The following is a 26,948-nucleotide window of genomic DNA, read 5'->3' as shown; positions in this document are numbered from 1 at the left end:
AAAGAACATAATGACGGCAAAAACAGGTTTACAAAAGGCCATCGCCCATGGAAAATTATTTATACTGAAACGCATCCTTCATGGGCTGAAGCAAGGGTAAGAGAAAAATATTTGAAAACGAGTGCAGGCAAAAACTGGCTGAAAAAACATTTAGCTGAAAACAGAGGAAAGACGCCTGCCCGATGAATTATTCAGGCGGGGGTTCCCTGTCTGCATGAACGCAGTCAGGCCGGGATTCTCCGCCACCGGCTACAAAGGAAAGGTTAAGTTAACCCCATATTCAGATTATTGAGTGTGGGGTTTTTTGTTTTTATCCCTAAGATTTATTACCCTCAGAAATACCGCAAAGCATTTCAATCAATATTTTAAAAAGCGAAAGTTATTTTTGACCCTGAAACTCTTTGGTATGAAGACAGGCATTTTTATCTTATTAGCCGCATTTATTGTTTGTGCATGTAATAACAATAAAAAGTTTGATGAAAATAAAAAGAGTGCAACACCCGTATTAAAAACTCAGGCAGATACCAGTAACTATACGGAAATTCAGTGGCTGGATTCTATTATTGATTTTGGAACAATGAAAACGGAAGATTCCATGCATTTTAAATTCAGGTTTAAAAATACAGGCTTAAACCCTTTATTCATTTCAGAAGCGGAATCGTCTTGTGGCTGTACAGTAACAGATTATCCAAAAGATCCCATTATGCCTGGCAAAATATCTTTTATATCGGCAACTTTTAACAGCAACTTTTCTATCGGGCCTGTTTTTAAAACAATAACAGTTACAGCTAATACAAAAAACAATAACCGGCATGTTTTGCTGCTACACGGCGAAATCGTTTCAAAAGAAGATAAATAATAACCCTGAAATTATTTCTCTAAACAGAATATGTCTTTCGCAATGATTATCAACCATATCTGAAAATATATCAGCGGGGCTTATTTTTGGGAATCTCAATCTTAGCGCTCTGGCATAATTTTTAAAGGCATATAAAAAATTTTATATGAAAAGAAACTTTTCAGGCCTGCTGGTATTGGCCATTATCCTGCTGCTGTCATCCTGCGTTGCAAAAAGAAAATTGCTTGATGCCCAAATGCAATACAGGACTTTGCAAAATGACAGTTCTTTAATGGCGTCAAAAATTGCAGGACAACAATCAACCATTAATAAACTGCAAGCTGATATAGATGCGCTGAACAAGCAAAACAATCAATTAAGCACCGATGCTTCGAATAAAGTAAATTCATTGCAACAAAATTTACAGGCACAGCAAAAACGCCTGCAGGATTTACAAAACCTGCTCGACCAGCAACGCAAGGCGACCAGTGAATTAAAAAATAAAATGATCAATGCACTCGTTGGTTATAGCGACAGCGACCTTACCGTTACACAAAAGAATGGGAAAGTTTATGTAAGCCTCAGTGAAAAGTTTTTGTTTCCTTCCGGCAGCGCTGTAGTTAACCCGGCAGGTAAGGAAGCCTTAAGCAAGCTCGCCAATGTATTAACTGCAAACCCTGATATTGCCGTAACAATTGAAGGCCATACCGATTCTATTCCTATTCGTATGAAATTTGAAGATAACTGGGCTTTAAGCACGGCACGTGCTACCAGTGTTGTAAGGATTTTGGTGAATGACTATAAAATAGATCCTACAAAAATAATTGCGTCAGGGCATGCATGGTTTGATCCGGTTGATACCAATAGCACGCCGGAAGGCAGGGCACGTAACCGCCGCACGGAAATTATCCTTACACCTAACCTTGATCAGATTTATAAATTGCTTGAACAATAAATAAAATATCTAAACTTTTATTATTAAATGATTTAAGTATTGATTACCGGCATTTTTTTATAAACAGTTCGAATAAAAATCATTGATTAAAAATTTAATAAATAATAAAATCATTTTACCTTTGCAATGTTTTTTAAGGGTTTAGGGTTGAAAAAACCCCGCCTAGTCTTAGGCGGGGTTTTTATTTTATGATATACCGCAAATTCTTATCAGCCATTGCTATTGAACTGGTTTAAACAGATGGCGCATCTGTAACTTCATCGCCTGTTTGTGGTGGTACGAGTTTACTGCTGAGATAATCGTCTGTATGATCTATTTTCACTTCAACCCACATAGGCAGGTGATCACTCATTTGATAAGTTCTCCAATATGTTTTATAATAACGCGTTTTGTTTTGCCGTTCATTGCCTTCGCTTGTTATGTAATAACGATCGCCCATTGCGGGTATATACAATTCTTCGTCCTGTTCTGTAAACACCACATCATAAAAATTAAAAATACCTGCATTGCCTGTGGTCTCAAACCGCCCAGGCTTCACCTTGAAAGCAATCTGGTCGTAAAATTTATTTTGCAAAGCATTTGACGGCAGGTTTTGCAATTGTGGCGGTATTTCAAACCCTGCCTGTAAAATAGCAGAGTACGTTTCATCTTCCGGGCTGTAAATATTAAAATCACCAAGCAACACAAGGTTATCTGACCATTCAAATTTATCAGCAGCTTTTCTTGCAAGCGCATTGGCAATGTCTTTAATTTCTTTAATCCTGCGCGGGTCATTGGCAGCCGATGTACCATACAAGATATGAACGGTTGAGAGCATAAAATCTGCCCAGCCTGCTTTAAATCCGCAGAGGTAAGGCGTTCTGGCAAGCTGCTTAACAGGCTGATAAACCGTTTGCCCGGTATCAGGATCTTTTGTTTCAAAAGGTGGCAACACAACTTCACTGGCAAGTCCGCCGAATTTTATTTTTCTTGTATCAAACACAAAAGCCAGCCTCTCCTTATTACCCTGCCTGCCTTCGGTAACATCTGTAATAATATATTCCCAGTAACTTCCTAAAAGACGCATTAGTTTTTTAAGCGCCTTTAAATCCTGCCTTACTTCCTGTATGGCTATGATATCAAACTTTGAAACAATTTCCGCTATATAATAAAATGCTTCTTCAAGCCGGTCTCCGTAAGCAGGCGAATCAAACTCGCGTATATTCCACGATGCAATGAGCAGGTTTTTTTCAAGATGCTTCTGCGGTATTTCGGTGTCAAGCTTTATACGTAACTTAAGCAACCTTTCAATGGTACGTTTGCCATTAACGGTACGTGTGTTAATGTTTTGGTAGAATGGCATAGAATTTAGATTGACTAAATGTAACAATATTGTTTTTATTAGTCGTTCTGCTTAAATAAAAAGCATCAGTTTTAATAAAGAATCATAAATGCACACTAAAGAAATTTGGACAATAGGGCACTCCACGAGAACGCTGGAACATTTTGCTGAAATGCTACATTCGTTTCATATAAAATTGCTGGCAGATATACGCAGCTTTCCCGGTTCAAGGCGCGTGCCGCAGTTCAATAAAGAAAATCTTGAAGAATCAATGCCTGCGAATGGAATAGCTTATGTGCATTTAAAACGGCTGGGCGGCAGAAGGCCGGTACATAAAGACTCAAAAAATACGGGCTGGCGCCACCCTGCCTTCAGAGGATATGCAGATTATATGGAGACCGATGATTTTAAAAAAGGTATTGAACAACTGGAGGCAATGGCAATAAAACAGCGTACTGCCTGTATGTGCTCGGAAGCAGTATGGTGGAGTTGCCACCGTTCCATGGTATCGGATTATTTGAAGTTAAACGGATGGCTGGTGCACCACATAATGGAAGTAAATAAAGCAACAGAGCATACCTATACACAGCCTGCAAAAATTGTAAATGGGAAATTATTTTACGGTGAACAAACATTGCTATAAATAAAGGCAAGCAGCCTACCGGCTGTTGGCTTCATTCATTCTTATCCTTCTGCCTTTATAATTTTTGCCATCTAAAGAGCGCATCATTTGTTTGGCAGCTTTGCTGTCAACTTCAACCCAGCTATTCATTTCACGCATATCAATTTTGCCAAGCACATCTTTACGCAGGTCGCTCATATCAAGAATAAATTGTAAAAAACTTGCTTTATAAAAACCATCTTTACTGCCAAGATTTACAAACAACCTTGTATAATCACCATTGCCATAGTTTTCCTGTCGGCTCCTGCCTTTACCCCTGTCATCACGTCTTTCATTTCCTCTCCCTCCTCTTGTGCCACCTGGCTCTCTGGCTGTCTGGCGCGTGTTCAGGTCTTCGGCATTCTCATAATATTTCAGGAAACGGTCAAATTCCAGCGCTGCTACCCTTTTCAGCACTTCCTCTTTGCTTACTTCAGCAAATTTTTCGGCAAGCATGGGTACATAGGTTTCATAATCGCCATGGCTTATATCGGCCTGTAATAGTTTATCCATAAAGAAGAAAAACTGTTTGCGGCAAACATCCTTACCCGATGGGATTTCAATACGGTGAAATGGCTGCTGCACAATTTTTTCAATTTGCTTTAAGCGATACATTTCCCGTGTGTGCACAATGCTCATGCTGATGCCCGTATTACCAGCACGGCCTGTTCTTCCACTGCGGTGCGTATATACTTCAACATCATCGGGCAATTCATAATTAATAACGTGCGTGATGCCCTGCACGTCTATACCACGCGCTGCAACATCTGTTGCTATCAATAGCTGTAAACTTTTATCACGAAACTGGCCCATCACTTTATCACGCTGGCCCTGCGTTAAATCGCCATGCAACGCATCAATATCATAACCTTCCCGGGTGAGTTTTTCTGCTATTTCCTGTGCATCGGCTTTGGTGCGGGTAAATATCAAACCATAAATGCCCGGGTTAAAATCAATCAGGCGCTTTAATGTTTCATACCGGTTTTGTGCAGACGTTACAAAATATTGGTGATCGATGTTTTTATTACCAGTATTTGCTTTGCCAACCGTTACTTCAAAAGGTTCATTCATATAACGGCGGCTAACCTTTCTTATTTCAGGCGGCATGGTTGCGCTGAACAACCACGTTGCATCACGTTTTGGTGTATTCTGTAAAATAAATTCAATATCATCCTGGAAACCCATGTTCAGCATTTCATCCGCTTCATCAAGCACCACATATTTTATCTGTTCGAGGTTAATGGCTTTACGTTCAATCAGGTCAATTAAACGGCCTGGCGTTGCCACTACCAACTGTACCCCTTTTTTAATATCTTTTATTTGCATGCCAATGCTTGCGCCCCCATATACGGCCACCACGTGCATGCCACGAACCCGTTTTTTAAATATTTCTATTTCGTTTACAATCTGTATGCACAATTCCCTCGTAGGGCAAACAATTAATGCCTGAGGATATTTGTCGGCTACGGCCACAAGCTGCAGCAAAGGCAGGCCAAACGCCGCCGTTTTACCGGTACCGGTTTGAGCTAGGCCTATAAAATCTTTTGTACCGCTCAATAAAACCGGTATAGCTTTTTCCTGTATTGCCGTTGGGTTTTCAAATCCCAACTCTGTTATAGATGCGAGCAGGTGCTCGTTCAACCCTAATTCTTCAAAACTTGCCATCATAAAAATTTGCGCAAAGGTAAATGAATTGTGAGTGGTGAAGATATTTATCAGACACAGATCTATAAACGAAAATCTATGCATGTATGGCTTAGGCCTTAAGTAAACAGTATTAGATGATGAATAATGAATGTGTATTTTTATCGCGACAATAAATTGATATGAATGATCTGAAACTTTTCATGGTAATTATCGGCTGCACGCCAAAGGGCAGGTTTACAGAACAGCATGATGTCTTTTTTGGAATTGGAAAAACCTTGCATGAACTGGTTGATCAAATGATTGATTTCTGGAAAGAAGCAGAAGGTAAAATCCATATTGATGCATGGCGGCAAATAAAAAATGTGGATGGCTATGTAGTTGAAATAAAGGAAAGAAGCAATGTTGTTAATGAAGCCAGGCTAAAATTATTCTTTATAAATCTTGGCGGTTACAAAGAAAACGAGTTTGAAGAATATCATTATAAAATTGTAACGGCAGCAAAAGATAAGGGTGAAGCCATCCGCAAATCGAAACAAACTGCTTTTTACAAGCATTGTGGTTTTAAGGGTGCGGAAAGCCATGTTGATGATAAATATGGTATTGATGTGGACGACCTGTATGAAATTGAAGATATATTGCCGGCGGGTACAAAAGAAAAATATTCAATAAGTCTTTTGCCGGTTGAAAGCGCATTGAATGATGCGTTGCACATTGGTTATCTTAAACTTGACAAACTAAAAAATAGCGCGGTTTAACAGATTGATTAACCTTGTGCGGCATTCTATCTTACCAATAATTTTTACCTTCCGGCTTTAAAACGATTGTTATGGCACATATTCTCAACGATGCTGAAGTAAATGCTTTTAACCGCGATGGTTACGTGATTGTAAAAAGCTTTTTTACAAAACCTGAAATTGATAAACTATATCATATTGCAGTAAGCGATGATGTAGTAAAAAATAATGCGCTCGACCTGAACGATCAAACAGGCAAGAAAACAAAACTTACTTTATGGTTTACGCCCGGCGATGATGTGTATAGCTGTGTTTTGCGCAGCGCACGCATGGTGCATTCCGTTGCAAAATTATTAGACAGCGATGCGCCTGTTTGTCATTTTCATACAAAACTGATGCAGAAAGAACCAAAGGTGGGCGGCGCATGGGAATGGCACCAGGACTATGGCTACTGGTATAAAAACCAGTTTTTGTTTCCGGACCAGTTGGTGAGCGTAATGGTGGCTTTAACAGAGGCCAATAAAGCCAATGGTTGTTTACAGGTAATAAAAGGCTCGCATAAATTGGGCAGGGTAAATCATGGGTTTGCGGGTGAACAGGTTGGCGCTGATATGACGATGGTAAACAATGCACTTAAAACAATGGAACATGTGTATGTGGAATTAGAGCCGGGCGATGCATTGTTTTTTCACAGCAATATTTTACATCGCTCAGAAGCCAATACAAGTGATAAGCCAAGATGGAGTTTAATTTCCTGTTACAATTCTTTATCTAATCCTGCCTATAACGATGAAAGCACCTCGTGGAAAGAACCAGTAAAAGTTTTGCCGGATGATGCATTGATGAACGAGAATGCAGGAAGTGCATCATTACAAGGCGACTTTTTAAAGAAAGAGCAAGACCCGGCGCTGAAAGAAACCGGCTGGGAAAAAGAAGTGGCAACTACCTGATCAAAATAAATTATACCGCAGAGAAATGGGAGCTAACAGGGGTTTCTTTATTGATAGATTCCTCTCTGTTTTCTCTGTTCAAAAATAATAATGCTTACAACTCTGTATGCTTCGCTTTTACTTCCTTTCCATAAAAAATACTGGCGTGGTTATTAAAATCTTCGGCTGAATCGGTGGTATAAAACTGAATGGCTTTATTTTTTGTAAGCTGTGTTTCTATTTCAGCATGGCGGTGCAAATAATCTTTAAGACTTGCTGCAACAATTTCGGCTTGCGTAATTACACTAATGCCATCCGGCAAAAACTTTTCGATCCTTTTCTTTATTAATGGATAATGCGTGCAGGCCAGCAATATTGTATCAATCTTATCATCCTGCTGCAATAGTTCATTAATATATTTCTGAATGAAATAATCTGCCGCTTCATTTTCAAATTCGTTGTTCTCAATCAGCGGCACAAGCATTGGGCAGGCTTGTTGCACAACCTTTATCTTGGGAAAAAATTTATTTATTTCTATCAGGTAAGACTGCGATTGTACCGTACCGCTCGTTGCCATTATACCCACATGGCCTGCCACAGAATAATTACCAATGATCTCTGTTGTGGGCCTTATTACACCCAATATTTTTTTACCAGGGAATTGTTTATCTAAATCGTTTTGCTGTATCGTGCGCAATGCCTTTGCAGATGCAGTATTACAAGCAAGTATAATTAAGGGGCAGTTTTGTTTAAACAGCCAGCTTACGCATTGTAATGTATATTGATAAACGGTTTCAAAAGAACGGTTGCCATAAGGTGCCCTGCCATTGTCGCCAAGATAGATATAGTCATATTGGGGTAAATGTTTTGTAAATTCTTTCAAAACTGTAAGGCCGCCATAACCTGAATCAAAAACACCAATTGGAGCTTGCATATAATTCAAAAATAAATGCCTTATGATTATTCAAATTTCAGAGCCTGCAAAACTTTTGTGGTAACTAATAACTGCCCGGTATGCCGCATGGTGTGTTCAGCCGAGTGAAACAATAAACCCATTACAGTGGAAGGTATTTGTTTGCGGCCTACATATCTTACTTCAGTTAATGTGCTCTCATCTGTTTGCTTTAATTGTTCGATTGACCTTTCTGTTTGCTGATGCAAATGTTCCAGCAGAAATGCCAGCGTTACAGCTTCGTCTTCTTTGCCTTCGCTTTTTAAATAAGCAAGCTGCGATTCGTTTAATGCTTTACCCTCCGCATAAGCAAATAGCCTGTCCTGTACGCCGGCAATATGTTGCAAATGAAAACCAACGGAAGCAAGCATTGCAAACCTTTTCCATAATAAATCTTCATTAAAATCAAGCAGGATGGTATTTATTTCTTCGGCAGCCTGCAAGAGTGCATGCGCCACAGGCTGCAGCAATGGTGGTATGGAAGGCAGCGGGCCTCTTAACCAAACTTCGGGTAATTTTTCCTGGCTCATGGTAATTAAATAATGATATAGTTTAATAAAAACTCACAGGTGCACAAGTTCACGAGTTTATTTCAAATTCCCAATTCCTGCTTCTTACCTTTCAACTTATCAATTATTCAATTTAATCGTTCAACTAACTTATACTAACAAACATTTGCTTTGTTATAACGATCATTTATTTTTTAAATCAATAAAAAAAATTCATTTTTTTATCACCAGCATTTTATATTTGTTGCTCAAAGCAAGCAAATGTTTAATCCTTCTTCAATGTGTTGTTGTATGTGTTATATCTCAAAGGGGAAGGGACTTGTATTGCGATAATTTAAAATAAAAAACGCAAGAAATTATATAAAGCCTTCTCCATAAGAGAAGGCTTTTTGTTTTAAAACACTATTATCAACAACAGCAAAATGACCAATACATCAACAGAGGCACGAAGCGCAAACACAGGTAAGATTTATTTTATCGGCTCGGGGCCAGGCAACCCAGACCTTATTACTGTTAAGGGCGCTAACCTGCTGGCACAGGCTGAAGTGATTATTACAGACAGGCTGGCCGGCGATGAGATCATCGGGCGTTATGCCAATCCTGATGCAATTATTATTGATGTGGGCAAACAGGGCGGTAATGAAAAATCATACAAACAATCCGATATAAATAAACTGCTCATTCAGTTTGCTAAACTGTATGAAAAAGTGGTGAGATTAAAAGGTGGTGATATTGCTTTCTTCTCCAATGTTTATGATGAATTGCAAACACTCGCTGACCATAATATAGCTTATGAAATCGTTCCCGGCATTACAGCCGCATCAGGCGCATCAGCATTTACAGGCGTGCCTTTAACGGCAAGAGGTTTTGCCAGTGGTGTTAAATTGTTGACGCATTTTAATAACAGTATTATTAATAAAGAAAGCTGGAAGCAACTGGCTGCGTTTAAAGAAACACTCGTTTTTTATATGAGCAGTAACAACCTTGCTTCAATAATTGAACAGCTTATTAAGGCAGGCGCCGATACCTCAATACCTTTTCTTGTAATTGAACAGGCCACAACGCCTAACCAGCGTGTGCATGCATTTACGCTGCAATCTTTTCCCGCAGAGCCCATTCAGTTTAACAGTCCTTCCATTGTAATAATGGGAAAGGTGGCAGGATTGCATGAAACTTTTGCATGGTATAAAAACAATAGCGTTGCCGGTGAAAATTATTTCCGCAGTGTTGAAGCAGCATCGGCATATCTTAAAATAAATCCATTTATCACCAGGCCTGTTGAAGGCGCACAAAAAATTACTGAAAATGTTGACTGAACAAAAATTCAAATCATTTAAAGATTTTATACAGGATTCGTCAAGGGATGAAATAATCTGGATGAGCGGTTACCTGGCAGGCCTGTCAGATAAACATACCACCGCAGCGCCGCCAATTCCACCTGAGATTGTTGCATCAACAGAAAAACTGGTTATTACAGTTGTGTATGGAACAGAAACAGGCAATTCGAAAAAAATAGCTGCAAAACTTGCTTCTGTTTTAAAAAGCAAGCAGCATAAAGTAACGCTTAAAGCATTGGATCAATACAATGTTTCCAACCTGCAAAAAGAAAGCACACTGTATGTTGTGCTGAGCACACATGGCGATGGTGAAGCGCCGTCTGCAGCTAAAAAATTCTATGATCACCTATATGCAAAACAACATGATCTTTCTAATTTAAAATATGCGGTACTGGCGCTTGGCGATAGCTCTTATCCATTGTTTTGCAAGGCCGGTGAAGATGTAGATACACGCCTTGATGAACTCGGCGCCATAAGGCTTTTACCACTTGAAAAATCAGACCTTGATTTTTATCCCGTTTCGGAAGCATGGATAAGTAATATCGTGAATCACCTTCCCACAACAGCTAATTTACTGGCGCCAAAACCACAGCCTAAACAGGCCAGGAATGGAAAACATTTTTATAAAGGCGTTGTAAAAACACACATCAATCTTAATGATAAAGGCTCATTGAAGGAAACATTTCATATTGAAATCGGCACGGAAGAAGCCATTTATTATTTGCCCGGAGATTCTTTGGGAATTGTGCCTGTAAACACTGATGAAGATGTGCAGGAAATACTAAACCTCCTTTCAGCAGATAAGAACAAAACAGTAACCTATAAAGATGAGCAATTCACATTGTTTGATTTGTTTAAGACCAAGGTAAACATCCTTCATCTGCCTGTGCGCATTATCGAAAAATATGCAAAGCTCATTGAATCAGAATTGCCTTTAATAAGGCTTGACCTTAAAAATATTTTAGCACTTTATCCTTTAACAAAAAATGTTTTGCTGGAAGATTTTATCGCTATTCTCGAACCTACTACGCCAAGGTTATATTCTATTTCATCATCACCGTATGCGCATGGCAATAATGAAATCCATATTACCGTTGGCCGCAATAAATTTTGGGTGAATGATAAAGAAAAATACGGCTTTTGCAGCAGCCATTTTGCGGGGTTGAATGAAGGTGATGAAGTAAGGTTTTATATTAATTCAAATGATAACTTCCGCCTGCCGCTGCAGGATAAAGATGTAATTATGATCGGCCCCGGAACAGGCATTGCACCCTTCCGTTCATTTCTTTTTCACAGGGATGATGAAAGCGCACCGGGAAGAAACTGGCTGTTTTTCGGCGATCAGCATTTTCATAAAGACTTCTTGTACCAGAGCGAGTTGCTTTCTTTATTCGACTCCGGTTTGCTTACCAGGTTAAACACAGCTTTTTCAAGAGATCAGAAAGAAAAAATATACGTGCAGCATCGCATGCAGCAACAATCAAAAGAGCTATTCAACTGGATTGAAAGCGGCGCCTATATTTATATCTGCGGCTGCAAAGACACCATGGCGAAAGATGTTGAAGCAACATTGGTCAACATCATCAGCCAGGAAGCAAACATTAATGAAGAACAGGCAGCAGACTATTTAAGCAGGCTGGAAGATGAAGGAAGGTTTGCGAAAGACGTGTATTAAAGCAATCCGTTCTTACATAAGATTTACGTTAAAAAAATTTAACCGGTTAACATAACTCATACCACTAATGTCAGAATCAGTAGTAGAAAAAATAAAAAAAGAAAGTAAAGGCCTGCGCGGCACTTTAAAAGAAAGTTTATTGGATGAACATACAGGCGCTATACGCGAAAGCGACACAGCGCTTATAAAATTTCACGGTATGTATATGCAGGATGACCGTGACCGCAGGGATGAACGCGCTGAAAAAAAATTAGAGCGCTTATATTCTTATATGATCCGTTTACGTTTGCCGGGCGGCTTGCTTTCAGCAGAACAATGGATTGCCCTGCATGAAGTAACCAACAATTATACAACCGGTGTTATTAAAATTACAACAAGGCAAACCGTACAGTTGCATGGCATTTTAAAGCATCACATTAAACCAACCATAAAAGATTTTAATACCGTTAAGCTCGACAGCATTGCAGCCTGTGGCGATGTAAACCGCAATGTTATAGCAAGCGCTCACCCGCGTTTCAGCGCTGTGTATGAAGAAATATTTTCTTATGCAGGAAAACTGAGTAAGCTGTTATTGCCTAAAACACATGGTTATTACGAAATATGGCTTGATGAAGAAAAAATTTCTCCTGAACTTGAAAAAGATGAATTATACCAGGACAGGTATTTCCCGCGTAAATTTAAAATAGCTATTGCCATTCCGCCTTATAATGATGTGGATGTTTTTACAAACGATGTGGGCCTTATTGCAATCGTAGAAAACAACGAACTGGTAGGTTTTAATGTAAGCGCCGGCGGCGGCATGGGCGCCACACATGGCAACGCCGAAACATATCCAAGGCTTGCTTCCATGTTAGGCTTTGTAAAGAAAGACGATTTGTTTAAAGTGGTTTATGAAATAGCAACAACGCAAAGGGATTTTGGCAACAGGAGCGACAGAAAACTGGCCCGCCTTAAATATACTATCGACCGTATGGGTGTTGATGTATTTAAGAAAGAAGTAGAAACAAGAAGCGGCATACCGTTTCAGCCTGAAAGAAAATATGAGCTAACCATACGCCATGATGAATATGGCTGGCACAAAAACCATGAAGGACTTTATTATTATACCGCCTTTGTTGAAGCCGGCAGGGTATATGATGGCGATAAAGTGCAGTTTAAAAAAGCATTCTACGAGATAGCCAAAACGGGTAAAGCACAATTCAGGTTTACCTGCAATCAAAACATAATTGTAAGCGATATAAAACCTGAAGACAAAGAAGAAATTGAAAATATACTCCAGGATTATGGCGTAATACAGGTTACAAAAAATGCTTTGCCTGTACGGCGCAATGCTATTGCCTGCGTGGCTTTAAACACCTGCCCGCTTGCATTTGCCGAAGCACAGCGTTACCTCCCTTCATTAATAGATAAAATTGAAGATATTCTTGGCAGGTATAATTTAAATAACGAAGAACTGCACGTGCGTATGACAGGATGCCCCAACGGCTGCGGCAGACCTTATGCTGCGGAAATTGGTTTTGTAGGCACTGCGCTTGGCAGGTATAATATTTATCTCGGCGCGGATGCATTAGGCAAGCGTTTAAACAAATTGTATAAAGAAAATCTTGATGAGCCGGAAATATTAAGCACGCTTGATGCATTGCTTAAAGATTTTTCTGCCAACAAAAACCTCAATGAATCTTTCGGGGATTATGTAATAAGAAAGAAAATTGTGTAACAACTTATTCCGGCGCCAGCCGGCGAATGCAGGAATCGCCTATAATTTTCAGACAATTTTTTTGGGCAGGTTCTTTCTCGCCGGCCTGGCATCAATTTTAAACAAATATCTATGAGCGCTGATAAGAACAATCTCTTCCCGGTATTCTTCAAGCTCGAAGAATTGCGTGTGCTTATAATAGGCGCGGGAGAAATTGGCTATGAAAAACTAAATACCGTTTTAAATAATTCACCTGCAGCTAATATTACTGTAGCTGCCAGCTTTATAAAAAAAGAAGTGCGGGAACTTGCTTTTCAACATAAACATGTGCAGTTAATACAAACTTCCTATTATGCAGAACTATTGGACAACAGCGATTTAATCATAGCTGCCGTTAATGATGTTGAACTGGCAGAACGTATAAGAAAGGATGCCAAACAAAAAGGTAAATTGCTGAACGCAGCAGACAAGCCTTCACTTTGTGATTTTTATCTGGGTTCTGTTATCACCAAAGGCGATGTAAAAATTGCCATCTCAACCAATGGCAAATCGCCCACGCTGGCAAGAAGGCTAAAGGAGTTTTTTAATGAAGTATTGCCCGAAGAAATTGAAAGCCTTACGAACAATCTTAATACAATAAGGAACAATATTCAAAGCGGGCTGAAGGAAAGAATAAAGAAACTGAATGAAATTACAGCCTCGCTGGTTGAAGACAATGAGTAGGCTGTATGAGTATAATGAGCGCCCTGTATTATGTTCCAACCTTTATTAAAACACCAATGCCAATAACTGATTTCAACTGCAACCGCGGCGAATTTGCTTTGGGGCCAAATACGCGTACATCATCGTCATATATCATATCTACATTCCACGTTACGGCAAATTTTTTGCTAAACTTGGCTGCAAATAAATTCGTCATATATACATCCACATTAAAAGGATTGTGCTCATAATTGGAAAACAGGTCTATCCTTGAATTATAGGTTATCGTTTTAGTGAAATTACTGTTGAAGATAATCGTTCCAAAAGCACCAACCTGGCTTAAAAAATGCTTGCCGCTGTCAACGCCATAGGCGCCTATTCTTGAAAGTGTTGGGTTTAGCATTACAATCCATCTTGACGATACAGGCGAAACGAATATAGACAGGTTTTTTACCGGCTTATAATCAAATCCCGGGCTAAATAAAACATAGCCCGGTGAAAATGCAGTTGAAGAAAACACAGGATAGTCAGGATTTGCATAAGTATATCCGTCAAAAAACTGTGTTCGCAAACTAAATAATCCCGTAACAGAAACTTTTGAACCGAGATAATAACCGAGCTTGGATAAGAAATCAAGCCGGTCATCACTTTTACGCGTACCCAAAGTAGTTGTATGAATGTAGCCGATATTTATATCAAGATTATTATCCCAGGTAACCTTATCCTTTTTATAAAAGGCATGGGCATTGGCATACATATTCATGGTCACGGAAAAATTGTCACCACCTGCGGCCCAGTCTTTCAAAGCACTTTGGGCCACGTTTAAATTAAACATACCCCCCTTTATCCATTTCTTCTTAAGCGTATCAGGCACATCTTTTTTAATAGAGCGGCCCGCTTCGGTTTTAAGAATCGTTATAGTAGGATCCTGTGCCTTTGAACTAAAACCAATAAACAATATGAGGAATGCAAGAAACCATTTTCTCATCATGCTGCATGTATACTTGTGTTGCCCGAATGCTTACAAAAGTCTTAAAATAATTCTTGTATAATGTTCTATACATGTTAAAAAATTTTACCACAATTCTTTAACAAATTTTCATCAGTTTGTTTATAATAATTTCTTGATTACTTTTGCACCCACAAGGCGGATTTGTTTATTGTTCGGCCTTAAAAATTCAGAACTAATAAACGCACAAACTTCACCATTAAGTTTCCCTACGTTTATAATTCAGATTATTTTTTAGTTGCCGGCCAATTAATTCCGATAGAGCCAGGTTGTGTCACTCCCTTGTACTGCAGGTACCATGTGCATCTGCTGTTCTAATATCAAATTAACCGTATGAACATTAAAGAACTTTTAAACCAACGCATCTTAATAATTGATGGCGCCATGGGCACCATGATACAGCGTTATAAATTATCAGAGGCAGATTACCGCGGCGAACGTTTTAAAGATTGGGCTTCAGATATAAAGGGCAACAATGATTTGCTTTGCTTAACGCAGCCGCAAATTATTAAAGCCATACATAAAGAATACCTCGAAGCTGGTGCAGATATTATTGAAACAAACACGTTTAATGCCCAACGCGTTTCACTTGCTGATTATAATATGCAATCATTGGCCTATGAAATAAACTTTGAAGCCGCAAAGATTGCGAGGGAAGCCGTTGAGGAATTTTCAGCCAACCGCCAACCGTCAACTGTCAACCGTTTTGTTGCCGGCGCCATTGGCCCCATGAATAAAACATTATCACTTTCGCCTGATGTAAACAATCCGGGTTACCGCGCCTTAACTTTTGATGAAGCGGTGGAAGCTTATTACGAGCAGGTAAAAGGCTTAGTAGAAGGCGGTGTTGACCTGCTTTTGATTGAAACAATCTTCGATACGCTAAACGCTAAGGCCGCCATTTTCGCTATAAAAAAACATTCGAGGGAAAGCGAGCAGGAACTTCCCATCATGATCAGCGGCACCATAACAGATGCCAGCGGCAGAACCTTAAGCGGGCAAACGCTGGAAGCATTTTATAATTCCGTTGCACATGCCAGGCCGTTAAGCATCGGTTTAAATTGTGCATTGGGTGCAAAAGAAATGCGGCCACATATTCAGGAGTTATCACAACTGGCTTCCTGTTATGTTTCTGCCTATCCAAATGCAGGTTTGCCAAATGCCATGGGCGAATATGATGAACAGCCCGAAGAAACCGCCTGCTTTATTGAAGACTGGGCAAAGGAAGGATTTGTAAATATCGTTGGCGGTTGCTGCGGCACCACTCCTGATCATATAAGATCAATTGCAGCACATGTAAAGAAGTTGCAGCCGCGAAAATTACCTGTAATTGAAACAGCATTAATATAATTTAAATGAGTGAACATATTATGAAGCCTTATATGAGGCTTGCAGGCCTGGAATCTTTAACCATCAGACCCGAATCTAATTTTGTAAATATCGGGGAACGTACAAATGTTACCGGTTCAAAGAAGTTTGCCAGGCTGGTTCGTGAGAATAAATATGAAGAAGCGTTAAGCGTTGCGAGGCAACAGGTGGAAAACGGCGCACAGGTATTGGACGTAAATATGGATGATGCATTGCTCGATGGCGTTCAGGCAATGACAACCTTTCTAAACCTGCTGCAAAGCGAGCCCGATATTGCCCGCATTCCCATAATGATAGATTCATCAAAGTTTGAGATTATTGAAGCAGGCTTAAAATGCGTGCAAGGCAAGTGTATTGTAAATTCCATTTCATTAAAAGAAGGCGAGGAAAAGTTTATAGCCCAGGCCGAAACCTGCAAAATGTATGGCGCCGCCGTGGTGGTAATGGCTTTTGATGAAAACGGGCAGGCAGATACATTGGAAAAAAGAGTAAGCTTCAGCGAAAGAGCGTATAACATTCTTACAGAAAAAGTAGGCTATTATCCGCAGGATATTATTTTCGATCCTAACATATTTGCCATTGCAACCGGCCTTGAAGAACATAACAATTACGGCGTTGATTTTATAGAAGCCACCCGCATTATCAAACAAAAAATGCCGCTTACAAAAGTGAGTGGCGGTGTAAGCAATCTTTCATTCTCCTTTCGCGGTAATGATCATGTGCGTGAAGCCATGCACAGCGTATTTCTGTATTATGCCATCAAAGCAGGCATGGACATGGGCATTGTAAATGCAGGGCAATTGGTGGTGTATGATGAAATTGAGCCTGAATTAAAAAAACTCTGTGAAGATGTTATCCTTAATCATAATAACGATAATAACGAAGCCACAGAAAAACTGATTGCTTTTGCAGATACCGTTAAACGCAAAGGGAAGGAAGAAAAGAAAGATGATGCCTGGCGTAACACACCTGTTGAAGAAAGGCTGAAGCATTCACTGGTTAACGGTATTACAGATTTTATTGAGATTGATACCGAAGAGGCAAGGCAAAAATATCCGAAACCTTTAACCGTAATTGAAGGCCCGCTGATGGATGGGATGAATGTTGTGGGTGATTTATTTGGAAGCGGTAAAATGTTTTTGCCACAGGTGGTAAAAAGCGCCAGGGTAATGAAAAAAAGTGTTGCTTACTTAACACCGTTTATTGAAGAAGAAAAAAAGAATAATCCGCAACCCGGAAACGGCAATGCACCCCGTGTGCTTATGGCAACCGTTAAAGGCGATGTGCATGATATTGGTAAAAATATCGTTGGCGTTGTGCTGGGCTGTAATGGTTATGACGTGATTGACCTGGGCGTGATGGTGCCGGCAGATAAAATTTTAGATACCGCCATAAAAGAAAACGTTGATATAATAGGCTTAAGCGGATTGATAACCCCATCATTAGATGAAATGGTGCATGTGGCGCATGAAATGAAACGCCGCAATATGCAGCAGCCTTTATTAATTGGCGGCGCTACTACATCAAGAACGCATACGGCTGTAAAAATTGCGCCACAATATGATAATGGCGTTGTTCATGTATTGGATGCATCACGCAGTGTAACGGTGGTTACAAACCTGCTGAATAAGAAACAAAAAGAAGAACTATTAAATAATATACAAAAGGAATACGAAGGGTTGCGCCAACAGTTTTTAAATAAACAGGCGCATAAAGTCTTGATCAGCTATAAAGATGCGGTTGCACATAAAGAGCAATTGAACAATGAAAATTACACACCCATCAAACCCAATGTGGATGGCATAAAACTGTTTAAAGATTTTGATCTTGCAACCATTGCAGGTTATATTGACTGGGGCCCATTCTTTATCGGCTGGGAAATGCCCGGCAAATTCCCGGCCGTATTATCAGATAAAAACTTCGGCCCAGAAGCCACGAAACTGTACAATGATGCACAGGCTTTATTAAAGAAAATAATTGACGAACATTGGTTCACGGCCAATGGTATAATTGGTTTCTGGCCGGCAAAAAGCAATAATAAAGACACCGTTACTTTACAAACAAAAGACGGAGAAGTTAATCTCGAATTTTTAAGACAGCAATCGAAAAAGGCTGCAGGGCAATTTAATTTTTCACTGGCTGATTTTGTATCAAAAGATCATAACGATTACATGGGCGCTTTTGCCGTAACTATTTCGGGCGCAAGACAGCACATTCAGAAATTTGCAGCGGAGAACGATGATTATAACAAAATAATGGTGCAGATATTAGCAGACCGTATGGTAGAAGCTTTTGCAGAATGCCTGCACCATCAGGTAAGAAAAGAACATTGGGGTTATGATAAAGATGAAGCGCTTTCCAACGAGGAATTAATTCATGAAAAATATAAAGGTATCCGCCCGGCGCCCGGTTATCCGGCCTGCCCCGATCATACCGAAAAAATAAAACTGTTCAATCTTTTAAATGCCACGGAAAATATTGGTATCACATTAACCGAAAGCCTTGCCATGGATCCGCCGGCATCCGTTTGCGGCTGGTATTTCGCGCATCCGCAAAGCCATTATTTCGGGCTTGGCAAAATTGGTAAAGACCAGTTGGAAGATTATGCAAAAAGAAAAAATATGAGCCTGGAAGAAGCAGAAAAATGGTTAAGCCCCAACCTGGAATAATTCATTTGCCTTTAGTGAATCTTTCCATTGCTGCACTTCTTTTGCATTCTTAATGCAGTATGATAGCAGTTTACGATTTGGTTTTGATCAATAATGCTAACAAGAAAAATACAAAGGCTACGCCAATATAAATTGCCATAGAAACAATGCGGGCAACACCGTTTTGCTGCATTGCCATAAGTATTCCAAGCAGCAGTAGAAGAGCCGCTAATACAAAAAGTATATTCCTTGTTTTTTTTTCAGGCTTATTATAACCTTCTGTTAAAGGGTTATCCTCTTCAAGCAAATCAGTGGCGGTTGAATTTTCAGCAGTTGTATTTTGGTTCATAGCGGTTGATTTGAAACAAACTTAATTGTTTTATTTTAAATATTATTTTCACCAATATAAATAGCTTAGTATTTTAATGAACGATACATTACAAACCGCCCTGGAAAAAGCAAAACATTATTGCGCTTACCAGGAAAGGTGCCACAGCGAAGTGCGTGATAAGCTATATTCATTGGGCCTGCATCGCAATCAAGTTGAACCGTTGCTCACGCAGCTCATTGAAGAAAATTATTTGAATGAAGAACGTTTCGCCACAGCTTATGCAGGTGGCAAATTCAGGATAAAGCAATGGGGCAAAGAGAAGATAAAATATGCTTTAAAGCAGAAAAGGATCAGTGATTATTGCATCCGCAAAGCCTTAGCTTCCATATCAAATATCGATTACAATAAAACCTTTAATACTGTTGCCGACAAAAAATTGGCTACACTAAAAAGCGAGAAAAACATCTTCATTAAAAAAAGAAAAATAAAAGATTTTTTGCAGCAGAGAGGCTTTGAATTAAACCTGATCAATGATTATTTAAAAGAAATATGATTTATTTTATAAGTAGAAACCTGCTGTATGAAAAAAATAAAAACAACTGTTACATTAGCCGTAATAACATTACTCTCCGCATGTAATAATGTTCAAAAAGAAACAAAACAGATTCCAACAGCCACACTTATTTCGTCGGAAAAATTTTATTTCAATTCTTTTGTCGATTGCAATATGGCCGAAGCATGGATAGGCGACACTTTTCGCATCTTCCCCGGTAAATATGGCGAAGACCCGGTATGGGGCGCTGCCAATGATTTAAAATTTGCCAATGGCAAAAATGCCGACGAAGCTTTTAGCGCAACCAAGGATGCTTTCATCAATCCTGTTATGCCATTGAATGCAAAACCGGGCGAAGCCGGTTTGCATGGCGCTGTTTGGTTTGAAACCATTTACCAGGATAAAAAAGATGCGGGCGGTAAAACATTATATGCCGTATATCACAATGAAAATTACCCGGCAACATTGCCTTATAATGCTGCAACCGGCGAAGGTTATATTGATAAGAAATGGCCGCAGGGCTTAACAGATTCAGGCTCCGCCGCAGCAGTTTGCCGTATTGGTATTATGAAATCAACCGATGGCGGCAGAAGCTGGATAAACAAAGGTATTTTTATTGAAGACCTGCAGCCACGCATGATATTAAAGCCACACAATACATCCGTAACTTTTGCCGGCGGTGTCGGCGATCCATCGGCTGTTGTAAGCGGAAATTATTTATATCTTTTTTATGGTGAATATGGCTATAAAGGCAGTTACGATTCCGCTACATACAACCCCGGTACGGAATGGAGCGGGCAATGTATAAGCATTGCAAGAATTAGTTTAGATGATTTGGATAATCCTGAAGGCAAAGCAAAAAGATGGGATGGCAAATCATTTAATGCAGTTTATAATGGCATTGGCGAGCCGGTAGCATCCTTACAAATTCCAATGGATGCAGGCGGCGGACCAGCTTCAAAAGCGGGATCAAAGTTTCACTGGGGACCATCCGTAAGCTGGAATACATATTTAAATTGCTGGGTAATGATGATGGCAATGTCCGAGGGCATAAAATGGGAAGGCGGCAGCATCTGGATATCCTACAACCTTAATAAAGATTTGGGTGAAGATGATAACGCACAGCAATGGAGCAAACCGCAAATGCTGCTGAATAAACCGGGTCATATCATCTGGTATCCTTCGCTGCAGCCAACCAGCAATTCGTTTGATGTTGAAAATAAAAACACCTGCCTTCAGTTAGGACAGGAAGTCAGGTTATTTTATAAAGACATGCATGGCGATAGCAGCGAATATGTTTCTGAATATAAGATACGGTTTGAGAAATGATAAAGAGTTTTTAGCTGTGAGCGACGGGCTGAATATCCCAAAATAAAATCCCCGGAATTTTAAAACACCGGGGATTTTATTTTTATAAGAAATGATTTTTTCCAATTCAGACTAACGATTCACGCTCCCATGCTTATCACTCACAATTCACTGCTCACTAATTCAGCGGCCTGATCCAGATATTCCTGAAACTAATTGGCTCGCTTGGATCGCCATGAGACTGCAATTTAATGGGTGATGGCCCGTGCGCTATATAATGGGGCAGGCCGATATATCTTGTAATGCCGCGTAAAGCAAAATTGTCCTGTAGCAATACGCCGTTGTGTAAAACAGTAACATGCGCAGAATCGGTTAAATTTCCCGAGGCATCAAAGCGTGGTGCATGCCAGATAACATCATATGTTTGCCATTCGCCTGGCTTTTTGCAGGCATTAGCCAAAGGAATTCCTTGCTTGTACATAGCGCCGGTTTGGCCGTTCACATACGTTTTATTGTTATAGCAATCCAGCACCTGCAACTCGTAACCTTCATCGCCCATGCCGAGGTTGGCAAGAAAAATTCCGCTGTTGCCGCGTGCCTGGCCACTACCATGTATATCCGTTGGAATACGCCATTCAATATGCAACTGGTAATCTTCAAAGCGTTGCTTGGTTATAATGCCGCCCGATTTTTTGTTTACGGTAAAGGCGCCATCCTTTACAATCCATTCAGCGGGTTTGGTGCTGTCTTTATCACTATGCCAGGCATCAAGGTTTTTACCATCAAATAAAACAATCGCGTCAGAAGGGGCGTCGCCACAATTTTTTCCCGGAGTTACCACCGGCGGAACCGGCCGGTAAAATTCAGTGGCCTGCGGCTTCGTTGTATCGCCTACGTAGCGAAGTGTTGCCGTCATTTCGGTAGTGGAATCTACCTGGGCCTTAGCAATCATTATACATACAAAACAAGCAGCGGTTAAAAGGATTCTCTTATTCATTTGTAATTTTTAATTTTTTATTTGTCAAATGTAATTACCTGTTATTTAGTTGCAGCGGTTTAATAGTTATAACGGCATGGCTTATTTCATTGTGGGCAATTTGTTTTATGTGTTGCAACATACAACACAGTTATGATAAAATTCTTTTGACTCTGTTTGATTTTTTTATTACCAGCCAATTAATGCTATGAAGCACGGTTGCGTCGCAACACTGCATCTGCATCAACACTTTGAACTCCGGCTTCAATTTCAAGCGTGCCTTACAAATAATAACAAGTGCCTGTTTTTTATCAAGTTACACTTTTGGCAGTTCATATCCATTATGATATTTGGCAGCGAGCAAATCGTTAGCCTCATTATCGGTAAAGCTTTTCTTTGCATCATCCCAGTAAATCTTTTTACCAACCCTGAAAGCAATATTACCCATCTGGCAAACCGTTGCCACATGTGCAGCCGCCTGCACCGGGCAATGCAAATCTTCCGTTTTGCGCGATTTTATTACATCTAAAAAATTCTTTGTATGCAGTAAAAGACCGTCATCAACTTTTGGCTGGCGGGCAACCGCTTCCATTTTATTGCTGCCATTTATCACTTCAGGAATTACTTCCCATCCGCCACGATCAACTACCAGCGTTCCATTGTTGCCAATAAATGCCACCCCGTGATCGCGTTGGTAAGGCCCGTCATTTATACCGGTGGCATGTTCCCAAAGCATATTAAAATCACCAAAATCATAAACGGTGGTAAGCGTATCGGGCGTTTGCTCGGCGTCATCTGGATAAGCGAATTTTCCACCGCTGGCCATGATGCTTTTTGGAACAGTTGCCTTTGAGCCAAGCAATGCATAATCAATCATGTGCACGCCCCAGTCGGTCATAAGGCCACCGGCATAATCCCAGTACCAGCGAAAATTAAAATGAAAACGATTAGGATTGAAAGGCCGTTTTTCTGCAGGGCCGAGCCACATATTATAATCAACACCTGCCGGGGCCGGGCCATCAGGCTGCACAGGAATGGATTTCATCCAGCCCTGGTAAGCCCAGGCTTTTACAAGGCGCACATTGCCCAGCTTGCCGGAGTGCACAAAATCCATGGCATCAGCATAATGCTTATTGCTGCGCTGCCATTGGCCCACCTGCACTATCCTGTTATATTTTTTTTGGGCATCCACCATTCTTGCACATTCCACTATTGAATTGCCAACCGGTTTTTCGCAATACACATCTTTGCCGGCAGCGCAGGCATCTATCATTATCTTGCAATGCCAGTGATCGGGTGTGCCAATGACAACTGCATCAATATCTTTATTCTCCAATAATTTGCGGTAATCGCTGTAAGCCGTTACGTTTATATTTTTGGCTTTCAGTTCTGCAACACGTTTATCCAACACATTCTTATCTACATCGCACAAAGCAATACATTCTGCTTCAGGATGCTTGAGCATAGTGGTAAGATCGGCCCAACCCATGCCGTTTATGCCAATGGCACCAACGCGGATTTTATCGGCTGCTGAAACTTTCTTTGTAGCTGCTGACAACGTTGTTGGAATCAATGCAGCGCCAGCAAGGTACATTGATGATGATTGAAGGAAATGCCTGCGTTTCATTTGTTTTGTATTTGTTACTTCAGGTTATAGAAAAGTATTACATACAATTATCAGGTTCAAGTTTAAGTGCAGCAAGCATCTTAAGCTTATTTACAATTGCAGGCAATACAATTAATGATGGCTTAAATATACAGTTGAATTTATTTAAACAAGCATGTTTTAAATAATTCTGCGCTTTAAGCTTTAATTTTTAATAGGCAAAGGGAACGTTTAATCTTTTTTCACGTTTTATATTAACACGGCGTCAATAAGCTCGGGATCAGTTATCAAAAAACAATCTTACTTATTCCTGCTATACAATACTGTATGTATAGGCAACTGACTTTTTACAGAATTGCTTTTTTAAATGTATTGCTTGCCATATCACTATTCTTTATAAGCGATACCTATATTGCCGCTTACATTAAAATAGCCATTTGCCTTCTAAACGCAGTTTTCATTTCAATAAACCTTAACCTGCCAAAGGTTATAAAATCAGGCAATAAAAAATTATTTACCAGCAAAAGGAAAGCTTTGATGGTATTCATTAGCAGTATTTACCTGCTTACCACTTTAGCGTCATTATATTTTAAACTTCCGGCTACAGCCTTCTTTATATTGTTTTCGATTTACACTTTAGCTGCTTCCGTAATTTTTATTCACGCTGTTTCGATTGCTTTTTTCAAACAAAAATTATTGCAGAGAAACCGGCGTATTGCAGTAATAGGTTATGATGATAAAGCCCGTGAATTTGCCAGTAAATTAAACCTGAGTCTTTACCATAACATTGCCGGGCACCCAGGATACAACACTAAAAATGAAAGCGTGAAAGGCGAGCTTTTATCAGAATACATAAGCTTTGCCAGGAAAAACCGCATAAGGGATCTGTATGTTTCCATGCAACATGAAGAGCATGTGCCCTTTGCCGCCTTAACCAGGGAAGCTGAGAAATATTGCATCAGGGTTAATTTTATTGCGCCTGATAAAAGTTTTGAAAAGGGCGTTTATCATGTTAACTACATAGGCGGAATGCCTGTATTGGAACAATATAAAGAGCCCCTGAAATCTTTTTACAAACGGCTGCTTAAACGAACTTTTGATTTGCTTGTAAGTTCGCTCGTTATTGTTTTTGTGCTTTCATGGCTTATACCGCTGGTAAGCCTGTTAATTAAACTTGACAGTAAAGGGCCTGTTTTCTTTGCTCAGGTTCGGTCGGGGCGGGATAATCATCCTTTTACATGCCTTAAGTTCAGAAGCATGCATATAAATGAAGCTTCCAACTTTTGCCAGGCCACTAAAGAAGATAGCAGAGTAACAAGGATTGGCAGGTTTTTAAGAAAGACAAGCCTTGATGAATTCCCTCAATTCTTAAATGTATTTATGGACGATATGAGCATTGCAGGGCCCAGGCCGCACATGCTTTATCACACCGAACAATACAGCAACGCGGTAAATCATTATATGGTAAGACTTTATTTAAAACCCGGCTTAACGGGCTGGGCGCAGGTGAATGGATTCAGGGGTGAAATAAAAAATATACAATGCATGGAACAGCGTGTTGCACATGATATATGGTATATGGAAAACTGGAGCCTTTTGCTTGATATTAAAATTATGATTTTTACATTTATTGCTATTTTAAGAGGAGATAAAATGGCTTATTAAAATGCTTTCCAAAAAGCTTTTATCGTTGCCGGGAAAATATATTTCATACACCAACAATTTTTATACAGCCTTATAAGTTCTTAAAAAATTTTTATTCATTTGTATTCGTACCCATAGCAGAAACCGGCTAAAGAAATTACGGCAACCACAACGATTTCAACAAAGCCCTTGCTTGCTATAAAAGATTGCTTATCCATGAACTCAAAACTACTGCTCATTACAGGAAACTATTACCCTGAACCTACCGGCATTGGCCGTTATAACAGCGAAATGATTGACTGGTTAGCTGATAACGGCTTTGACTGCACCGTAATTTCTACCTATCCATATTATCCTTATTGGAAAGTGCAGGCCCCGTACAATAAGCGTAATAAAAGATTTACCAGGGAAATAAAAATTACAGCAGGTAATAATAAAATAACGGTTTATCGCTGCCCTCATTACACGCCGGCAAACCCCACCGGTGCAAAAAGAATGTTGTTTGATTTCACATTTTTTATTTCCGTCTTTTTTAAACTTATCGGCCTTGCCGGCAAAAAGTTTGAGTATGTAATGACGGTAGCCCCGCCGTTACCATTACTGCTTTGTATAAATCCATATCAAAAGCGAAATTGTTATACCATATACAGGACTTACAGGTGGATGCCGCAAAAGAGTTAGATATGATTTCGTCTAAAAAACTGCTCGGCATATTGTTTAAAATTGAAAGTTTCATTTTAAGGAAAGCCGACAGAATAAGCACCATCTCCTCCGGCATCCGTGAAAAGCTGCAAACAAAAACAAATAAAAAAATATACCTGTTTCCTAATTGGACTAATACAAACCATTTCTTTCCCATAAAAAATAATATAGTCTTAAAAAAAGCTTTTGGTTTAAAGGCTCATCTGCCCGTTATCCTGTATTCAGGTGCTATTGGAGAGAAACAAGGCCTCGAAAATGTATTATTGGTAGCAGAGAAGTTTAAGCAGGAACAAAAGGCGGCCCAGTTCATTATTTGCGGCACAGGCCCCTATAAAATGGAGCTGGAAGAGAAGGCTGCTGCAATAAAACTTGATAATATACTTTTCCTGCCACTGCAGCCGGAAGAAAAACTGAACGAATTTTTAAATATGGCAGATGTGCATCTTATAATACAAAAAGCCGGTGTGGCCAACCTTGTTATGCCGTCAAAGCTTGGTAACATTTGTTCTGTGGGCGGGCTTGTTGCGGTAACTGCGGAAGCAGGCTCAGCTTTATATAATACGGTTGTGAATAATAATCTTGGTCTTGTATGTTTGCCTGAAGACGTAACGGAATTAAAGAAATGCATTGAAAAAGCACTTGCAACAAATGATAATACGCTGCAAATAAATGCAAGAAGCTATGCAGAAAAACATCTCTGCCTTGATAAAATAATGCAGCAATATATAACCGAAGTTTTGGCCGTTACCCAATCCGTTTCTCAATTACAGTTATTGCTGGTAAAATAATTCAGCCTAAAATCACGTTTAAGTATTTATCATTTTTATAAGTACTTTTACCGCTTCAG

General features: G+C 39.7%; 25 protein-coding genes. 17 read left to right on the top strand and 8 right to left on the bottom strand.

Going from position 1 to position 26,948, the window contains the following annotated elements:
- The 3 genes from ACTHN6_RS03635 to ACTHN6_RS03625 form a co-directional block, all read left to right on the top strand.
- A partial coding sequence (locus ACTHN6_RS03635) for a GIY-YIG nuclease family protein (protein ID WP_440434352.1) occupies positions 1-186 on the top strand: 186 nt, incomplete at its 5' end.
- 220 nt (positions 187-406) lie between these two features.
- A complete protein-coding gene (locus tag ACTHN6_RS03630; RefSeq protein WP_440434351.1) occupies positions 407-859 on the top strand; it encodes a DUF1573 domain-containing protein in 453 nt (150 codons plus the stop codon).
- A gap of 145 nt (positions 860-1,004) precedes the next feature.
- Complete coding sequence (locus tag ACTHN6_RS03625; protein WP_440434350.1) at positions 1,005-1,793, top strand: OmpA family protein; 789 nt, start codon at positions 1,005-1,007, stop codon at positions 1,791-1,793.
- Positions 1,794-2,025: 232 nt separating this feature from the next.
- Here the strand turns inward: ACTHN6_RS03625 and ACTHN6_RS03620 are convergent, their stop codons facing one another.
- Positions 2,026-3,135, bottom strand: a complete 1,110-nt coding sequence (locus ACTHN6_RS03620; protein WP_440434349.1) for an endonuclease/exonuclease/phosphatase family protein — start codon at positions 3,133-3,135, stop codon at positions 2,026-2,028.
- 88 nt (positions 3,136-3,223) lie between these two features.
- Here ACTHN6_RS03620 and ACTHN6_RS03615 point away from each other — a divergent pair, with 88 nt between their 5' ends.
- Positions 3,224-3,757 carry a DUF488 domain-containing protein gene (locus tag ACTHN6_RS03615; RefSeq protein ID WP_440434348.1) on the top strand — a complete coding sequence of 178 codons (534 nt, stop codon included), beginning with the start codon at positions 3,224-3,226 and terminating at the stop codon, positions 3,755-3,757.
- A 15-nt stretch (positions 3,758-3,772) separates the two neighbouring features.
- Here the strand turns inward: ACTHN6_RS03615 and ACTHN6_RS03610 are convergent, their stop codons facing one another.
- A complete protein-coding gene (locus tag ACTHN6_RS03610) occupies positions 3,773-5,443 on the bottom strand; it encodes a DEAD/DEAH box helicase (protein ID WP_440434347.1) in 1,671 nt (556 codons plus the stop codon).
- A gap of 158 nt (positions 5,444-5,601) precedes the next feature.
- Here ACTHN6_RS03610 and ACTHN6_RS03605 point away from each other — a divergent pair, with 158 nt between their 5' ends.
- Both ACTHN6_RS03605 and ACTHN6_RS03600 read left to right on the top strand, forming a co-directional pair.
- The gene (locus ACTHN6_RS03605; protein WP_440434346.1) at positions 5,602-6,177 is read left to right on the top strand and encodes a DUF1543 domain-containing protein; all 576 of its coding nucleotides are present in this window, start codon (positions 5,602-5,604) and stop codon (positions 6,175-6,177) included.
- A gap of 71 nt (positions 6,178-6,248) precedes the next feature.
- Positions 6,249-7,106 (top strand): phytanoyl-CoA dioxygenase family protein, encoded by an 858-nt coding sequence (locus ACTHN6_RS03600; RefSeq protein ID WP_440434345.1) that lies wholly within the window; start codon positions 6,249-6,251, stop codon positions 7,104-7,106.
- Positions 7,107-7,200: 94 nt separating this feature from the next.
- Here ACTHN6_RS03600 and murI read toward each other — a convergent pair whose 3' ends face one another.
- Positions 7,201-8,019: a glutamate racemase gene (gene murI, locus ACTHN6_RS03595; protein ID WP_440434344.1), complete on the bottom strand. Its 819-nt coding sequence runs from the start codon at positions 8,017-8,019 to the stop codon at positions 7,201-7,203.
- Positions 8,020-8,045: 26 nt separating this feature from the next.
- Entirely contained in the window at positions 8,046-8,567 is a 522-nt protein-coding gene (locus ACTHN6_RS03590) for a DinB family protein (RefSeq protein ID WP_440434343.1), read from the bottom strand.
- 401 nt (positions 8,568-8,968) lie between these two features.
- Here ACTHN6_RS03590 and cobA point away from each other — a divergent pair, with 401 nt between their 5' ends.
- The 4 genes from cobA to ACTHN6_RS03570 all read left to right on the top strand — a co-directional run bounded on the left by cobA (position 8,969) and on the right by ACTHN6_RS03570 (position 13,977).
- Positions 8,969-9,862 carry a uroporphyrinogen-III C-methyltransferase gene (cobA, locus tag ACTHN6_RS03585; RefSeq protein ID WP_440434342.1) on the top strand — a complete coding sequence of 298 codons (894 nt, stop codon included), beginning with the start codon at positions 8,969-8,971 and terminating at the stop codon, positions 9,860-9,862.
- Positions 9,852-11,558 carry a diflavin oxidoreductase gene (locus tag ACTHN6_RS03580; protein ID WP_440434341.1) on the top strand — a complete coding sequence of 569 codons (1,707 nt, stop codon included), beginning with the start codon at positions 9,852-9,854 and terminating at the stop codon, positions 11,556-11,558. Before cobA ends, ACTHN6_RS03580 begins: the two co-directional genes overlap by 11 nt.
- A 67-nt stretch (positions 11,559-11,625) precedes the next feature.
- Positions 11,626-13,275 (top strand): NADPH-dependent assimilatory sulfite reductase hemoprotein subunit, encoded by a 1,650-nt coding sequence (locus ACTHN6_RS03575; protein ID WP_440434340.1) that lies wholly within the window; start codon positions 11,626-11,628, stop codon positions 13,273-13,275.
- Positions 13,276-13,386: 111 nt separating this feature from the next.
- On the top strand, positions 13,387-13,977 hold the full coding sequence (locus ACTHN6_RS03570) for a precorrin-2 dehydrogenase/sirohydrochlorin ferrochelatase family protein (protein WP_440434339.1): 591 nt from the start codon (positions 13,387-13,389) through the stop codon (positions 13,975-13,977).
- A gap of 28 nt (positions 13,978-14,005) precedes the next feature.
- Here ACTHN6_RS03570 and ACTHN6_RS03565 read toward each other — a convergent pair whose 3' ends face one another.
- On the bottom strand, positions 14,006-14,947 hold the full coding sequence (locus tag ACTHN6_RS03565) for a DUF3078 domain-containing protein (RefSeq protein WP_440434338.1): 942 nt from the start codon (positions 14,945-14,947) through the stop codon (positions 14,006-14,008).
- Positions 14,948-15,298: 351 nt separating this feature from the next.
- Here ACTHN6_RS03565 and ACTHN6_RS03560 point away from each other — a divergent pair, with 351 nt between their 5' ends.
- Together ACTHN6_RS03560 and metH are read left to right on the top strand one after the other, a co-directional pair.
- Positions 15,299-16,315, top strand: coding sequence for a homocysteine S-methyltransferase family protein (locus ACTHN6_RS03560; protein WP_440434337.1), 1,017 nt, complete (start codon positions 15,299-15,301; stop codon positions 16,313-16,315).
- 5 nt (positions 16,316-16,320) lie between these two features.
- Positions 16,321-19,002 carry a methionine synthase gene (gene metH, locus ACTHN6_RS03555; protein ID WP_440434336.1) on the top strand — a complete coding sequence of 894 codons (2,682 nt, stop codon included), beginning with the start codon at positions 16,321-16,323 and terminating at the stop codon, positions 19,000-19,002.
- A 70-nt stretch (positions 19,003-19,072) separates the two neighbouring features.
- Here metH and ACTHN6_RS03550 read toward each other — a convergent pair whose 3' ends face one another.
- On the bottom strand, positions 19,073-19,330 hold the full coding sequence (locus ACTHN6_RS03550) for a hypothetical protein (protein ID WP_440434335.1): 258 nt from the start codon (positions 19,328-19,330) through the stop codon (positions 19,073-19,075).
- A 76-nt stretch (positions 19,331-19,406) separates the two neighbouring features.
- Between ACTHN6_RS03550 and ACTHN6_RS03545 the strand changes: the two genes are divergently transcribed.
- A complete protein-coding gene (locus ACTHN6_RS03545) occupies positions 19,407-19,865 on the top strand; it encodes a regulatory protein RecX (RefSeq protein ID WP_440434334.1) in 459 nt (152 codons plus the stop codon).
- Positions 19,866-19,892: 27 nt separating this feature from the next.
- Positions 19,893-21,194: a hypothetical protein gene (locus ACTHN6_RS03540; protein WP_440434333.1), complete on the top strand. Its 1,302-nt coding sequence runs from the start codon at positions 19,893-19,895 to the stop codon at positions 21,192-21,194.
- A gap of 157 nt (positions 21,195-21,351) precedes the next feature.
- On the opposite strand, the gene ACTHN6_RS03535 is transcribed toward ACTHN6_RS03540, so the two are convergent.
- Together ACTHN6_RS03535 and ACTHN6_RS03530 are read right to left on the bottom strand one after the other, a co-directional pair.
- Entirely contained in the window at positions 21,352-22,170 is an 819-nt protein-coding gene (locus ACTHN6_RS03535) for a 3-keto-disaccharide hydrolase (protein WP_440434332.1), read from the bottom strand.
- Positions 22,171-22,465: 295 nt separating this feature from the next.
- On the bottom strand, positions 22,466-23,776 hold the full coding sequence (locus ACTHN6_RS03530; protein WP_440434331.1) for a Gfo/Idh/MocA family protein: 1,311 nt from the start codon (positions 23,774-23,776) through the stop codon (positions 22,466-22,468).
- A gap of 306 nt (positions 23,777-24,082) precedes the next feature.
- Here ACTHN6_RS03530 and ACTHN6_RS03525 point away from each other — a divergent pair, with 306 nt between their 5' ends.
- The 3 genes from ACTHN6_RS03525 to ACTHN6_RS03515 all read left to right on the top strand — a co-directional run bounded on the left by ACTHN6_RS03525 (position 24,083) and on the right by ACTHN6_RS03515 (position 26,889).
- Positions 24,083-25,420, top strand: coding sequence for an exopolysaccharide biosynthesis polyprenyl glycosylphosphotransferase (locus ACTHN6_RS03525; protein WP_440434330.1), 1,338 nt, complete (start codon positions 24,083-24,085; stop codon positions 25,418-25,420).
- 195 nt (positions 25,421-25,615) lie between these two features.
- Complete coding sequence (locus tag ACTHN6_RS03520) at positions 25,616-26,080, top strand: hypothetical protein (protein WP_440434329.1); 465 nt, start codon at positions 25,616-25,618, stop codon at positions 26,078-26,080.
- A gap of 2 nt (positions 26,081-26,082) precedes the next feature.
- Positions 26,083-26,889: a glycosyltransferase gene (locus ACTHN6_RS03515; RefSeq protein WP_440434328.1), complete on the top strand. Its 807-nt coding sequence runs from the start codon at positions 26,083-26,085 to the stop codon at positions 26,887-26,889.
- Positions 26,890-26,948: the final 59 nt, after the last annotated feature.

It is taken from the genome of Parafilimonas sp. (assembly GCF_051953455.1).
Taxonomy (GTDB): Bacteria; Bacteroidota; Bacteroidia; order Chitinophagales; family Chitinophagaceae; genus Parafilimonas.
This window is presented reverse-complemented; position numbering and strand designations above follow the sequence as displayed.